The sequence below is a fragment of the Levilactobacillus wangkuiensis genome (genome assembly GCF_016861605.1).
In the GTDB taxonomy this organism is placed as follows: domain Bacteria; phylum Bacillota; class Bacilli; order Lactobacillales; family Lactobacillaceae; genus Levilactobacillus; species Levilactobacillus wangkuiensis.
Genome location: NZ_BOLM01000005.1, coordinates 1 through 14,034, shown reverse-complemented (window position 1 = coordinate 14,034; position 14,034 = coordinate 1). Strand labels below are relative to the sequence as shown.

The following is a 14,034-nucleotide window of genomic DNA, read 5'->3' as shown; positions in this document are numbered from 1 at the left end:
CGTCAATAACACAAGCAAATAAATTTGAACCGTTTTATCTCCCGGGGTACACTAGAAGAAAACGTCAGAGGAGTTGCTCGCCCATGCAACAGATTACAATTTTCGTTATCTCAGACTCATCCGGTGAAACCGCCCTCACCGTTGCGCAGACGGCTGTTTCCCAGTACCCCGCGGTTCAAGCCAGCTATCAACGCTTCCCGTTCATCCAAACGGACTCAATTTTGGATGGTATTTTGAACCTCGCCAAGAAGCAACGCGCGATGATTTTTCACACGTTAGTCAGTCCCAAATTAAGCCAGCGGGTCCGCGAATTTGCCGCAAAAAATTTATTACAACAGTTCGATTGCATCCAACCAGCCATGGCTGTCATGCATCAAGCCACCGGTTTGGAGCCAGAAGGGGTGCCTGGTCTGGTCCACAATTTGAACGACACCTACTTTGATCGCATCGCGGCCATGGAATTTGCCGTGACCTACGACGATGGGAAGGACCCGACCGGCCTACTGAAGGCGGACATCGTGATTCTCGGCGTTTCCCGGACGTCTAAGACCCCGCTGTCCCTCTTCCTGGCCAACCGGAACCTCCGCGTCGCCAACCTGCCCCTGTCGCCTAAGACGCAGTTACCCGACGAGCTCTGGCAGGTCGACCCCAAACGGATCTTTGGCCTGACCAACAAGCCTAACATCCTGCGAAAGATTCGTCAGGAACGGATGATTTCTTACGGGTTACCCGCCGACAGTGCCTATTCCGATGCTGATAAGATTACCGAAGAATTGGATTACGCCCAAAAGCTCTATAAGAAGATTGGCTGCCTCGTGATTGACGTCTCCAACAAATCAATCGAAGAAACGGCCACGTTGATCATGGAAAGTGTGGATTACGATTTGATTCCGCACCCGCTGGCCGATTAACCTCAATTAAAAGCTGCGATTTCATTTCCACTCAGTGTGGAGGTGAAATCGTAGCTTTTTTTGATTAACGCTTTAAAAATTCATCGACCGACTTGGCCGCCAACGCATCGGCTTCCAGGTCCGGATTGAACCGTTGCGCCTTGAGCATGGCGACTTCATAGCCGTGGGGATTCACGCCGTGTTTGCGATCCGGACCAATCACTGGCGTCTCCATGATTTTGGGGACCGCCGTCAGTTGCGGGTGATGGGCCACGCCGTTTAAGACGTCAAAGCCCAGCGTCCCGTACCCAATGTTGGTGTGGCGGTCCTTGTGACTGCCCTGGGGATTCTTGGAGTCGTTCAAATGGATCACCTTGAGCTTGTCCAGCCCGATAACGTGATCAAATTCGTTGAGCACGCCGTCAAAGTCCCCGGCAATGTCGTAACCGGCATCGCTGGTATGACAGGTGTCAAAACACACCGATAAGCGGTCGTTATGACTAGTGGCGTCCATGATGGCCGCCAATTGTTCAAAGGTCCGGCCGACCTCGGTGCCCTTGCCCGCCATGGTCTCCAGCGCAATCTGCACGGGTTCCGTGGCCGCGGCCAGGATTTCATCGAGTCCTTGGGCAATCTGGGCAATGGCCGCGTCGGGACCGGCGCCCACGTGCGCACCCGGATGCAAGACGATTTGGGTGGCACCCAGGGCGGCAGCGCGATGAACCTCCGCCGTCAGGAATTCCACGGCAAAGCCATAGTTCTGCGGCTTGGTCGTGTTGCCCAAGTTCACCACGTAGGGTGCGTGCACAACGACGGCCCGTTGCTGGTGGTCCGCCATGTAGGCCTTCCCCGCGTCAATGTTCAGCTCGTCAATTGGTTTGCGCCGCGTGTTCTGAGGTGCGCCCGTGTAGATCATGAACACATTTTCACCAAAGCTGGCGGCCTCCTGGGCGGACCCCAACAACATGTCCTTGCCCTTCATGCTCACGTGTGAACCGATTAAAAATTCTGCCATTAGTTGTGCTTCCCTTCATGACTGATGACGTCAACGACGCGACGACTGGCCGTGCCATCTTCCCACTCACAAAACTTGTGATAAAAGGCGGCCTGGCGTTCTTCATAGCCGGCAAAAGCGCCGGTCTCCCGCCAGCCATCGAGTTGCTGGTAAAAGGCCGCAGCCGTGGTTACCAGCGGTCCCGGAATTTCCCGTTCATAGTCAAAGTAAAAGCCCCGGAGTTGGTCGCGATAATGCGCCAGATCATAGGCAAAGAACAGTTCCGGTCGTTTGAGGTTAGCAAAGTCAAACATGACCGAGGAGTAGTCCGTGATCAAGAGGTCGGAGATCAGGTAAAGCTGGGCAATGTCGGTCTCGGCCAACACGGTCACCCGGTCTTCATAGCCGTGGATATCGATGGCGTCCTTGACCAGATAATGGGGCCGAATGATCAGGTGTGTCCCCGCTGGCACGTGCTTAAAGAACTCGCCCAGATCAAATGGCAGGTCAAAGCGATACACACCCGGCCGTACCGCCATGTCATCGCGCCAGGTCGGCGCATAGGTCACGACGGGTCCGCTCACGGCACCTAACAGGCGTTGCTTCAGGGCTGATACCTCGTCCTGACTCGTCGTGTAGAGCACGTCGTTTCGCGGATACCCAATTGATAGAAACTGATTTTTAAACCCGAAGGCCGATTTGAAAATATCTTGTGAATACTGGTTTGGCGCAATCAAATAATTCCAGCGATGCGCCGCCGTGATAAATTCGTGGTGGTAATCCGCCGTGCTGGTCCCGGGAATCGCCACGTGGGCAATATCCGCGCCCAACTTTTTCAGCGGCGTCCCGTGCCAGGTCTGAATGACAGTCGTCCGGCGGTTCTGGTGCCACCAGTTTGGTAATCGTGAATTCAGCACCCAAAACTCTGCCCGCGCCATTAGTGCGACCCACCGCGGCGTGAAGCGCTTGACCAGATTGATCTCCGGGTATTTCGCATGCAGGCTGGCAAATTCTCTGGGCTTGACGCTAAAGTAAGCCGTGCGCGCATAGTCGGGATGTTCTTTGACCAATTCGCGGTAGATTGCCGCTGGATTGTCGTTGATGTCCTTGCCGTTAAAACTTTCAAAAATCACTTGTCGTCGCTTGATGGGTAAACAAATAAGCCCACCGTTCAAGACGATGAGCCCATAGCGAGCAACAAGCTTCAATGACTGGACGAATCCATGTGACCCTTTAGCCATTTGCGGTTGCTCCTTTCAAATTAGATTAAGTCGACGAACCGTGACCGGAACTTGTAGTGCAAGTGAGAGCCGATCAGCAGAACGAAGATGACGAATAACCAGAATTCCAAGGTTAACATCGGGTGTTGCCAAAACCAACCGGTCCCAATAAAGGATTCCCGGAACCCATTAACGATGTAATAGTACGGGTTCAGTTCCAATAAGTGGACGAATGGTGCTGGGAATGACGTGGTAACGAAGTTGAACAGCACGCCAGACACGTAGAATAACATCCGCATCACGGATTGTAAGAGGATGTGGTAGTCCCGGACCAGCAAGCTAATGCAGGAGTTCAGGACCCCTAAGGCAACCAGCAGGCAGATCATGGCGAAGAAGTAGTAGATCCATTGGAACCAAGAAACACTTGGGTAGACCCCATTTAACAGACCGATAAAGATGGAGAAGACCATCATGGTCCAGAAGGAACTCAGGTTGCTGACGACCTTGATCGTTGGCAGTGCGGACACTGGGAACTTCATCTTGGCTACCATGTTGACCCGTTGGTAGATACTCTTAGAGGCATCCAACGTGGCCCGGTTCATGAAGAACCATGGCGTGATCCCGATAACCATCCAAGGGAGGTACCCGACCCCATTTAACGGTTGACCATGCTTCAACCCAACACCGAAGACTAACCAGTAAATGGCGATTTGAATCAACGGGTATAAGTATTCCCAGGCTAATCCTAAGTAGTGACTCTGATAACTTGCTTGATCCTCGTAGCGAGAGATTCGGAAAATAATTCCGATACTCGAGAATTGTTCTTTAAATAAGGTCATGACCTCTTTCAAGGCACTGCACTCCTTTAACTTTAATCGGATAATAGCGCGACGTAACGGGCAACCACACGTTCAGTCGCGTGGCCGTCGTTGGCACTATTCCAATGTTGATTGAATTGGGTAAGCTCGGTAGCGGCATCCGCTTGAATGGCCGCCGCCAATTGGGCATTGGTCATTAAGGCCGGTCCCGGTAGCCAGTCCATCAGGTCCGGTTGCACACCCGGATCCTGCTGGTAGGCTGGTAAATCAAATAGGTAAAACAGTAGGCTGTGGGCGTTGGCTAACAAACTATAGTCAAATGCCACCGATGAATAATCCGTGACCAACGTTTCGGTCACCGTTAACAGTGCCGCCGTAGACACGCCCGCCGCGTCGACCCCCTGCGCACCCAATTGCCGCTGGAAGTCTTCCGCTTTGGTTGCCAACGCCGGATGTAACCTGAGCACGACCCGGGCATCCGGGTCACGCCGTAACGCTTGGGCTAACCCCTTGGGTGGCGTGAAGGTCACGCCCTCCCGGTAAGTTGGTGCATACAAGATCACGCGGTGCCCCTTTAAGGCTGGCAGTTCTTGCCAAACCCGCTGCTGGGTCTGTGCCACCCAGTTGGCGTCTTGTAAACGATCAGACCGGGGATACCCCAGGACCTGCATCCGGTCCAGCGGTGCCCGATAGCTGCTCGCAAACACCTGTCCCATGGCCGGTGCGCCGACCACGTACTCGTCAAAGTGGTCGTAAACCGCTTGAAAGCGGCGTTGATCACTGGCCGAACGGTCCGCCGTGGTGGGATCATCCCAGCCAAAGCGCTTCACAGCCCCCGCGGCGTGCCACATCTGAACGATGCGCATGCGCCGGGGATGCCGTAAACCGCCTAGGAAGGCGTAATAGTTGTCGCAAAACAACACCCGGGCCCGCATCACCTGGCTAATGCCAGTGAACACAAAGCCTAGGCCGTCCGTAAACGGTCGAACCGTGATACCCGTCGCTGCCAGCTCGTCTGCGGCCGCCTGACAGCTGGGTCGATAAAAGACCAACAGTTGCCGGTCAGCCGACAAAGCCGCCGCTAGCGCCTTGATAAACGGGACGTTGTCACCGAAACTCATCAGGTAGACCACGTCGCGTTGACGCCGACCCGACCAGAGTAGCGACATCAGTCGTACTAACCATAAATAAATCTCTTTCACGTTAATCACCAATATCACTAGATTTCGCTGTCCATAACACCGAGAATTATACCACATCTACCGGGATAACCTAGAGAATTTTACGAACCTTTAATACTTTGCCCCTTCAGTCGTTGAAAATAGTTGCTGGTCACTCGTTCCCGGCGGCGGGCTCAAGGTGGCCTGCTGTGGGGAACGGCTCCGGCCTGAGGAGCGGTCCTTCGCCTCGCCTTTGAGCCCCGGGACCGGCCTCACCGCATACAACCGTCTTCGCCTCAGAAATGCGCTAACGAATTAAAAAAGCCCGGACCCTCGTCCAGACTTTCCGTAAACTTTACCACTTAGGTTCGTAGAAGTGCCCCAGGACCTTGACCGTATCCGAGATACTGACAAAGGCCTTTGGATCGGCCTCTTCCATCGCCGTTTCCAGCGCATCCATTTCGTAACGCGTGATGACCGTGAACAAGATGGTCTTCTCATCGTGACGGTAGGCCCCCTCAGCGCCGTGGACAATCGTAATTCCTCGCCGCATATGGTTTTGGATACTGTCGATCACCGTCTTCGGCCGGTCGGTAATGACCATGACCTGCATCCGCTGTTGACGGGTAAACGTCATGTCGATGACCTTGGCGTTCACGAACAGGCCCAGCGCAGAATACAGTGCGTATGGCCAGCCGTAAACGAAGCCGGCACTGATGACAATCAAACTGTTAAAGGCAATGTTGATGGTCCCCATGCTGCGGCCCGTCTTGCGCCGGAGCACGATACCGATGATGTCCAGCCCACCGGTTGAGATGCCATTTTTCAAGGCGAATCCGGTCCCGAATCCGTTGACCGCCCCACCAAAAATAGCACAGATGATGGGATCACTGGTCAAATGGACCGGTTGGATCACCCGGATCATCACGGACGCGAACAAAACACAAATGAACGTAAAGACCGTAAAAGACTTACCAATTTGTTTCCAAGCTAGGAAAAACATGGGAATGTTGATCAGAAACAGCCCGAGGGCCGTCGTGATGTGAAACGCCCCCAACCCCGCCGTTAAACTGTTGACTAACTGTGCTAACCCGGTAACCCCGGAAGAATAAATATGTCCCGGCGTCCAGAAAAAGTTCACCGCAATCGACACCAGAACCCCGTAGAAGAACGCGACGGAGAACTTGGCCGTATAGGTATGCCGTTTAAACAACTGCTGCACATCATCCATGATTTAATACTCGACCTCGCTTATTTTTTGTCATACTTCACACTATGCTCGGCTTAGTATAGCATTTAATTAGCGTTCCGGCCACGGCAAAAGCCAGCTTTTAGCGACTTCTAATCTTTTTGCCAATGTTGCTTGATAAATGCTTCACGACCGCCGGCTTCTTCTTGCGCCATGCGTTCCGGATTCTTCTGATAGAATTGTTGGTGACGTTCTTCCGCCGGATAGAAGGGTTGAACGACCTGAATCTGCGTCACGATAGGCTTGTCGAACTGTTCACGTTGTTGTAAGGCATCACGAGACTCACGGGCAATTTGGGCCTGCTCCGCGCTATTGACGAAGATGACGGGTCGATAATTGCTGCCGCGGTCCTGAAATTGCCCGGCATCGTCGGTCGGATCAGTTTGTTGCCAATACAACTCAACCAATTGCCGATAGCTCACCACGCTGGGGTCAAACCAGATTTTCACGGCCTCGGTGTGCCCGGTCGTTTGGCTCTTCACCTGTTCATAGGTTGGGTTCGCAACGGTCCCACCGGTGTAGCCAGACAGCACTTTTTGAATCCCCGGGAAGGTATCAAATGGCCGGACCATGCACCAAAAACAGCCACCAGCAAATGTTGCCGTTTCAATTTCACTCATCATAATCACTCCATTTTCTAATGTTATCAATTACACCGCTTTTTCACCAATGGGTCAACCCCTTGGCCTGAAAAATTACTTAGCGAAGCTTCACGTTCCCGGCGGCGGATTCAAGGTGCCCTGCTGTGGGGCCCGGTTCCAGCCTGAGAAGCGGTCTTCCACCTCGACTTGAAACCTCACTGAGGTTCGTGAGTTTCCAAGGTCGTCCCACGTTCTAGGCTGGGAAAGAACCCCAGCCAACAACGCCGACACAGCTGATCACCTTGATCCGCCTCTGGTCACTCAGACTTGCCACTAATTTTCTGCCAGTGGTTTTACCTTCATTACATTTGCCGAAACTGTCACGCCACATAACTATCACTACAAAGCGGCCAGCATCCAGTCAATACTTGCCAAATCATCCCCAGCGCAGTTAAGACCACCGACCCAGCTGTCCATCTTGGCCCACCTCTGGTCACTGACAGGGATTATTTATTTTGACAATGGGTTGAATCGATGTATTCCCTTTCTCTAATAAGTGCCCCTTCTATTTAACTGACGAATTTACAGTTGAAGTATAACACCTCCAACCTAATCAAAAAAACGGGACTCATCACCTACCTCAAGGGTAAGGATGAGTCCCGTATAAACTGTTTTTGTTTAGACTCGGCAGAAATCAAACAGATGACTACCACCAAACTAACCGAAGCTTAAGCCATTTGCGATAGCCGGAGACGGCTAGGCATGGAGACCTGTGCGTGTCACGTTAGTCGGCGTTTTGTGCCGGCTTACGTGACTGGTCGACCTTGGAGACTGACGGTTTAGGTCAGGCTTCAAGTCGAACCCGAAGACCGCTTTTTGGCTTCGGGTGGACCCCACAGGCGGAATGCCTAGCTATCGCAGGCGACTATCCGCGAATTGCTTATTCTTCCGTTTCGTCTTTTTTGGCGACGAGTAAGTCCAGGTCCAGCAATTGCTTGTCAGCAACCACAGATGGGGCTTCGGTCATTGGTTCCGTGGCCTTCGAGTTCTTAGGGAAGGCAATCACGTCGCGGATGTTGTCGCGCTTAGCCAGCAAGCGGGCAAACCGATCCAACCCAATGGCCAGACCACCATGAGGCGGGAACCCGTAATCCAAGGCCTTTAGTAAGAAACCAAATTGCTTTTCAGCACGTTCTGGCGTAAAGCCTAAGGCCTTCAACATCTTCATTTGGAGTTCACGGGTGTGGATCCGGATGGAGCCCCCACCTAATTCCAAACCGTTTAAGATGATGTCGTAACTTTGGGCGTAGGCCTTGTGTGGGTCTTCGCCGTCGTTCAGGTAGTGCGCATCCCCTTCAGCAGGCATCGTGAATGGGTGATGGGCAGGAACCCACCGCTTCAAGTCGACATCGTAGTCGAACAATGGCCAGTTGACGATCCAGAGGAAGGCCCACTTGTTTTGGTCGATCATGTCTTGTTCCTTGGCGATAGCAACCCGCAGGTAACCCAACGTTTGGGCAACCACGCGCTTGGAATCAGCAGCGAACAGCAACAGGTCGCCACTCTTGGCACCGGTAGCTTCGGTGATCTGCTTGAACCAGTCGCCTTCCTTGAAGAACTTCGCGATAGGACCGCTGAAGCCGTCGTCGGTGACCTTCATCCAAGCCAAGCCCTTAGCACCGAAGCGTTCGATGTATTGGCCGTACTTGTCGATGTCCTTCCGGCTGTACTTGTCAGCACCACCAGGAACGGCGATAGCCTTAACTTGGCCGCCGTCAGCAACGGCACCAGAGAAGACTTTAAAGTCGGTGTTGGCCATGATGGCAGACAGGTCCTTTAATTCCATCCCGAAACGCACGTCCGGTTGATCGGTCCCAAAGCGCGCCATGGAATCGTCCCAGTCCATCCGTTCGAATGGCAGCTTGACATCAACGTTTAACGTATCCTTCATAACTTTGGCAATCAGGCCTTCAGTCAGGTCTTGGATTTCCTCGGCCGTTAAGAAGGACGTTTCCAAGTCAATCTGGGTAAATTCAGGTTGACGGTCCCCACGCAAATCTTCGTCACGGAAGCAACGGGCAATTTGGTAGTACCGGTCAAAGCCAGAACCCATCAGCAATTGCTTAAACAATTGTGGGGATTGTGGCAAGGCGTAGAAGTGCCCTGGGTAGATCCGTGAAGGCACCAGGTAGTCCCGGGCCCCTTCTGGCGTGGACTTGGTCAAGTCTGGCGTTTCAATGTCGATGAAGCCGTTTTGATCAAAGTAGCTGTGAACGGATTGGACGATCCGGTTCCGCAGTAACAAGCCCTTTTGCATTTCTGGGCGACGTAAGTCCAGGTAACGGTATTGTAACCGCAAATCGTCAGAGGCGTTCACGCCATCCTTAATTTCAAATGGTAATTCCTTGGACTTGTTCAGCAGGTTGATGCCGGTGACCCGGACTTCAACCTTCCCCGTCTTCATGTCGGGGTTAACTTCTTTAGGCGTCCGTGCAACGACTTGACCTTGCACTTCGATGACGTATTCGCTCCGTAAATGTTCAGCGACTTCCAGAGAGTCCTTGTCGTATTCTTCACTGAAGACCAATTGCACAATGCCTTCGCGGTCGCGCAGATCGATAAAGATCAGGCCACCCAGGTTCCGGCGCTTTTGCACCCAACCCTTTAAGACAACAGTTTGGTCGAGATATTGTTCGTCGACTAAACCGGCATACGTGGTGCGTTTCAAATTCTTTTCCATGTCTTTCCCTCTTTTATTTTGCCGTGAACTTGGTTGCCACGACGTTTTGAAAATCTTGATAAATGTCAGCTAATGGCACGCTGATTTCTTCACCCGTCGCCATGGACTTCAGGTTGGCCGTTTGATCGGCTAATTCCTGGTCCCCAATGGTCAGGGTGTAGGCGGCATCCAAACGGTTAGCCGTCTTGAACTGGGCCTTAGGCTTGCGGCTCAGGTAATCACGGTCAGCGGTCAACCCAGCGGCCCGGATGGCCTGAACCAGCTTCAACGTCTCTAAGGACGTTTGGTCACCGATACCCACGACGTAAACGTCTAAGGGGTGATCATTTGGAATGGCAACCTTTTCGGCCTGCATCAGTAAGACCAGGCGTTCAACGCCCAGACCAAAGCCGACACCGGACATGTCAGGACCACCCAGCTCAGCGACCAACCCGTTGTACCGGCCACCGGCCAAGACGGTCGTGTAGCCTTCACCTAAGGCCGGTGAGTCGGCCATGATTTCAAAGATGGTGTGGTTGTAGTAATCCAACCCCCGCACCATGGTGGCGTCGACGTCATAGTCGATGCCTAAAGCATCCAGGCTCGCCTTGACTTGGTCAAAGTGGGCCGTGGCTTCCGGCGTCAGGAAGTCCAGGATAGACGGTGCATCGGCCACGATTTCTTGGTCGTGCTTGTCTTTACTGTCGAGGACCCGCAGTGGGTTCTTGTGTAAACGGACCTTGGAGTCGTCACTCAGTTCATCAAAGTGGGGCTCCAAGAAGTCGATCAGAGCTTGACGGTAAGCGTCTCGGCTAGGCTTGTCACCCAACGTGTTTAACGCTAACCGTAAGTGGCTCAGACCCAGCTTGCTCAGCAGGTTCATCCCTAAAGCAATGACTTCGACGTCCAGTTCGGGCGCGTCACTACCGAAGGCTTCCACCCCGATTTGGTGGAATTGCCGTTGCCGACCTGATTGGGGCCGTTCGTAACGGAACATCGGGCCCATGTAGTAGACCTTGTAAGGCTTCTGCGTTTCGGGGCCGTAAAGTTTATTTTCAACAAATGCCCGAACCACACCGGCCGTTCCTTCTGGCCGCAAGGATAAGTGTCGATCCCCCTTATCCTTAAAGTCATACATTTCCTTGGTCACGATGTCCGAGGTATCCCCGGAAGTCCGTGAAAAGACTTCAAAGTTTTCAAACATTGGCGTCCGAATTTCTTTGAAGCGGTAATTAGCAAACAACTGGCGCGCGGTGGCCTCGACGAACTGCCAGGTTTCTGAGTCCCCTGGTAAGATGTCCGCCGTTCCCTTTGGTCGTTGATAACGCATGAGCATTCTCCCTTCCTGCACCCACAGAAAATAAAAAACGCCCCTGTCAATAGACAAGGGCGCAGGTATGCACGGTACCACCTTTTAAATTTCTCTGCAGGATAACGTTGCAAACGAATGACGACGAGCGTCATTAGCCTCAAAAGTGTCTTCAAAGTTACACCGTTAGTCGCTCCCAGCAACGCGACCTCTCTGATAACGGGCATTCTCTTACTAATCTTTCTCATGGGCAATCTATTTTATTCTTCCTAAGAATACTGAAAATTGGGGGAAAAGTCAAGGTGGTTACCAAAGCTTTACGTGATTGCTGAAAGCGGTCTTGGCCATATCTTAACGGGATTCTAACAAGCATTTTCACTCGCCGTGGTATAATAAAAACTAATTTACTAAAGGAGACCGTCACATGCATTTTAAACCTCGCAACTGGCCCGGCTTGGTCACCGGACTGATCATTCTCTTAGTCGCTGGAGGCTTGATTTTTGCCTTTATCCAGCACAATTCCGTCATCGCGACCGTCAGCAATATTAACCTGCGGACCGGCCCCGGCCTGACCTATTCTGTCACCCACAAGGTTAAAAAAGACAGTCGCTTGACCATTTTAGGTGAAAAAGATAACTGGTACCACGTGCGCGACAGTCAGAACCACTTCGGCTGGGTCGCTAGCTGGTTGGTCCAACACCCGGGTAACCTGAAACGCGCCACCGCCCTGTCGGAAGCCACCATCGTCCTGGATCCCGGTCACGGGGGCAGCGATTCTGGCGCCCTCTCCATTGACCAGAACCATGACGAGAAAACGTACACGTTAGCCATGGCCCAACAGGTTGCCAAGCAACTCCGCGCCCGTGGTGCCCACGTCATCATGACCCGTGACAGCGACAAGACCGTCAGCCTAGCCGACCGCCCCGCCCTTGCCAACACGGATCAGGCCAGTGCCTTCATCAGTTTTCACTTTGATTCGGCCCCCGCGGACAACCTCGGTTCCGGAACGACGACCTACTATTATCACCATGATACCTCGTATGAATTAGCCACCGACGTCAACAGTCAGATGGACGACCTGGGCCTAACCAACCGGGGCGTCAAGTACGGCAACTTTGAAGTCATTCGGGATAACAACCGGCCATCGTTGCTTCTGGAAATGGGCTACATCAACACCAAGAAGGACTTTAGCTACATCCGTAGCACCAGTTACCAAAAGGCCGTGGCTACTCGCGTGGTCGCCGGCCTCAGCAAGTATTTTCAAGCAGCCTCTTAATTTTTAGAAAGAAGATCTTCGTCTATGACACTCACACAAGCTTGGTTGGCCCAATTGCCACTCCCCAAAGTTAGCGCGGCGACCCCGGTTTCCGGCGGCGACATCAATCTCGCCTACCGCCTGACTACAGCAGAGGGTCCCGCCTTCTTGTTAGTTCAACCGCAAACGCCGGCCAGCTTTTACAGCCACGAGGTTGCCGGGCTCAAGGCGCTCGGTCAAGCCGTGAACGTGCCGGACGTGCTAGCCACCGGCAACATTGACGGCGACGCCTACCTGGTCCTGGAATTTCTGGAGACCGGTCATGGGAGTCAGTACCAGCTGGGCCAAGCCGTCGCGCGTGTTCACCAAGTCACGGCCCCGAAATTTGGCTTTGACCAGGACAACCTCGTCGGCAAGCTCCCTAAGCACAATGATTGGCAAACGGATTGGACGACCTTTTATCTCCAGCAACGCCTCGATCCGTTGGTGAAACGGGCACAGTCCCATCACCTGTGGAACGACCAGCGCCAGGTCGCTTACGACCGGGTCCGTCAACACATCATCACCGAGAACCAGGACCGGCAAATCACGCCATCCCTGTTACACGGCGACTTGTGGTCGGGCAACTACCTGTTTACCGCCGATGGCACCCCAACGCTGATTGACCCCGACGTCCTATACGGCGACCGCGAGTTTGATATCGCCATGACCACCATCTTTGGTGGCTTCTCTGCCGACTTCTACCGCGGCTACACGGATGCCTATCCGTTTGCGGCGGGATATACGGACCGCTTAGCCCACTACCAGCTGTATTACTTGTTGGCCCATTTGAATTTGTTTGGAGAAACGTATGGTGGCGCGGTCGATGAAGTTCTTTCACGGGGTTAAAACTTTCGCCTCCGGGGTGGTTAAAATGAACCGGAACGCTGTGGGCGAACGCCCGAAGCCAAAGAGCGGTCTCCGAGCTTACTTTGAGCCTCAAAAAACGAGTCTCAAAGGTATCAGTTGCCTAAGCGGTAAACCGCTAAGACAACTCCCACGGCTAAGCTCATTTTAACCACCCCTGCGGCTGACACGGGTTTAACTCACGTTCACTTATCTTATCATCCTTACCTCTTAGCTAAAATATAGACATAAAAAGTCCCTATCAGAAAAAATCTGATAAGGACTTTATTTTCTCTCAAAAATTTAACGAGCCGTTAACCCACCATCAACAGCCAATTCGGTTCCTGTAATGAACGAAGACTCCTCGGATGCCAGAAAAACAACTGTATCCGCAATTTCCTTAGGGCTTCCCATACGCCCAATTGGTGTTGCATTCGCCATCATCTGACGACCGGCCTCGGGTGTCATTGCAGTTTTAATGTAACCAGGGTGAACTGTATTTACTCTTACGTTAAAATGATTATCCGCTGCATCTAACGCAGCTGCCTTAGACATTAACCGTACACCACCTTTAGTCGCGCAATAGTCGGCAGCGGTTGCGATCCCCCGAAGACCTCCTAACGATGAAATGTTCACAATAGACCCACCATGATTTTTCATGAGATTCATACCATATTTCGTACCAAAGAAAGTCCCGGTTAGGTTAACGTCTAATCGCTTTTTAAAATCAGCGGTTGTAATTTCAGTAATTGGCTTTACCGAAGGCACTACCCCTGCATTATTAACTAAAATATCTAAAGTTCCATACTGTTCTTGTACCTTATCCATCAAGTGTTCCCAGTCATCTTCATCAGAGACGTCTTGTTTTATAAATAATCCCCAATTGTCAAATCAAGTGCAACACAGGACAGTAAGGCGTAAGCATAACCGGATGCATGTTCTTGAAGACCTGTG

General features: G+C 52.5%; 12 protein-coding genes. 3 read left to right on the top strand and 9 right to left on the bottom strand.

Translation table 11 applies throughout. The features are described from left to right. Positions 1-83 precede the first annotated feature (83 nt). The gene (locus JUF13_RS04750) at positions 84-911 is read left to right on the top strand and encodes a pyruvate, water dikinase regulatory protein (protein WP_125762776.1); all 828 of its coding nucleotides are present in this window, start codon (positions 84-86) and stop codon (positions 909-911) included. Between the two features lie 64 nt (positions 912-975). Here JUF13_RS04750 and JUF13_RS04745 read toward each other — a convergent pair whose 3' ends face one another. The 8 genes from JUF13_RS04745 to hisS all read right to left on the bottom strand — a co-directional run bounded on the left by JUF13_RS04745 (position 976) and on the right by hisS (position 10,961). Next, complete coding sequence (locus JUF13_RS04745; RefSeq protein ID WP_203638062.1) at positions 976-1,905, bottom strand: deoxyribonuclease IV; 930 nt, start codon at positions 1,903-1,905, stop codon at positions 976-978. Continuing rightward, entirely contained in the window at positions 1,905-3,125 is a 1,221-nt protein-coding gene (locus JUF13_RS04740; protein WP_203638060.1) for a CDP-glycerol glycerophosphotransferase family protein, read from the bottom strand. The genes JUF13_RS04745 and JUF13_RS04740 overlap by 1 nt, the downstream gene beginning before the upstream one ends. Before the next feature lie 20 nt (positions 3,126-3,145). Next, positions 3,146-3,955 carry an ABC transporter permease gene (locus JUF13_RS04735; RefSeq protein ID WP_125762786.1) on the bottom strand — a complete coding sequence of 270 codons (810 nt, stop codon included), beginning with the start codon at positions 3,953-3,955 and terminating at the stop codon, positions 3,146-3,148. Positions 3,956-3,975: 20 nt separating this feature from the next. Continuing rightward, on the bottom strand, positions 3,976-5,124 hold the full coding sequence (locus JUF13_RS04730) for a CDP-glycerol glycerophosphotransferase family protein (protein ID WP_236002673.1): 1,149 nt from the start codon (positions 5,122-5,124) through the stop codon (positions 3,976-3,978). Between the two features lie 313 nt (positions 5,125-5,437). Beyond that, positions 5,438-6,313, bottom strand: coding sequence for a YitT family protein (locus JUF13_RS04725; RefSeq protein ID WP_125762790.1), 876 nt, complete (start codon positions 6,311-6,313; stop codon positions 5,438-5,440). Between the two features lie 110 nt (positions 6,314-6,423). Next, positions 6,424-6,951, bottom strand: a complete 528-nt coding sequence (gene msrA / locus JUF13_RS04720) for a peptide-methionine (S)-S-oxide reductase MsrA (protein WP_203638056.1) — start codon at positions 6,949-6,951, stop codon at positions 6,424-6,426. 901 nt (positions 6,952-7,852) lie between these two features. Beyond that, positions 7,853-9,640, bottom strand: coding sequence for an aspartate--tRNA ligase (gene aspS / locus JUF13_RS04715; RefSeq protein WP_203638336.1), 1,788 nt, complete (start codon positions 9,638-9,640; stop codon positions 7,853-7,855). 25 nt (positions 9,641-9,665) lie between these two features. After that, positions 9,666-10,961: a histidine--tRNA ligase gene (hisS, locus tag JUF13_RS04710; protein ID WP_203638054.1), complete on the bottom strand. Its 1,296-nt coding sequence runs from the start codon at positions 10,959-10,961 to the stop codon at positions 9,666-9,668. A 403-nt stretch (positions 10,962-11,364) separates the two neighbouring features. On the opposite strand from hisS, the gene JUF13_RS04705 reads away from it, so the two are divergent. Next, positions 11,365-12,216, top strand: coding sequence for an N-acetylmuramoyl-L-alanine amidase family protein (locus tag JUF13_RS04705; protein ID WP_203638052.1), 852 nt, complete (start codon positions 11,365-11,367; stop codon positions 12,214-12,216). A 24-nt stretch (positions 12,217-12,240) separates the two neighbouring features. Next, positions 12,241-13,083 (top strand): fructosamine kinase family protein, encoded by an 843-nt coding sequence (locus tag JUF13_RS04700; protein WP_203638050.1) that lies wholly within the window; start codon positions 12,241-12,243, stop codon positions 13,081-13,083. Between the two features lie 300 nt (positions 13,084-13,383). Here the strand turns inward: JUF13_RS04700 and JUF13_RS04695 are convergent, their stop codons facing one another. Continuing rightward, the gene (locus JUF13_RS04695; RefSeq protein ID WP_268890186.1) at positions 13,384-13,950 is read right to left on the bottom strand and encodes an SDR family oxidoreductase; all 567 of its coding nucleotides are present in this window, start codon (positions 13,948-13,950) and stop codon (positions 13,384-13,386) included. Between the last annotated feature and the right edge of the window lie 84 nt (positions 13,951-14,034).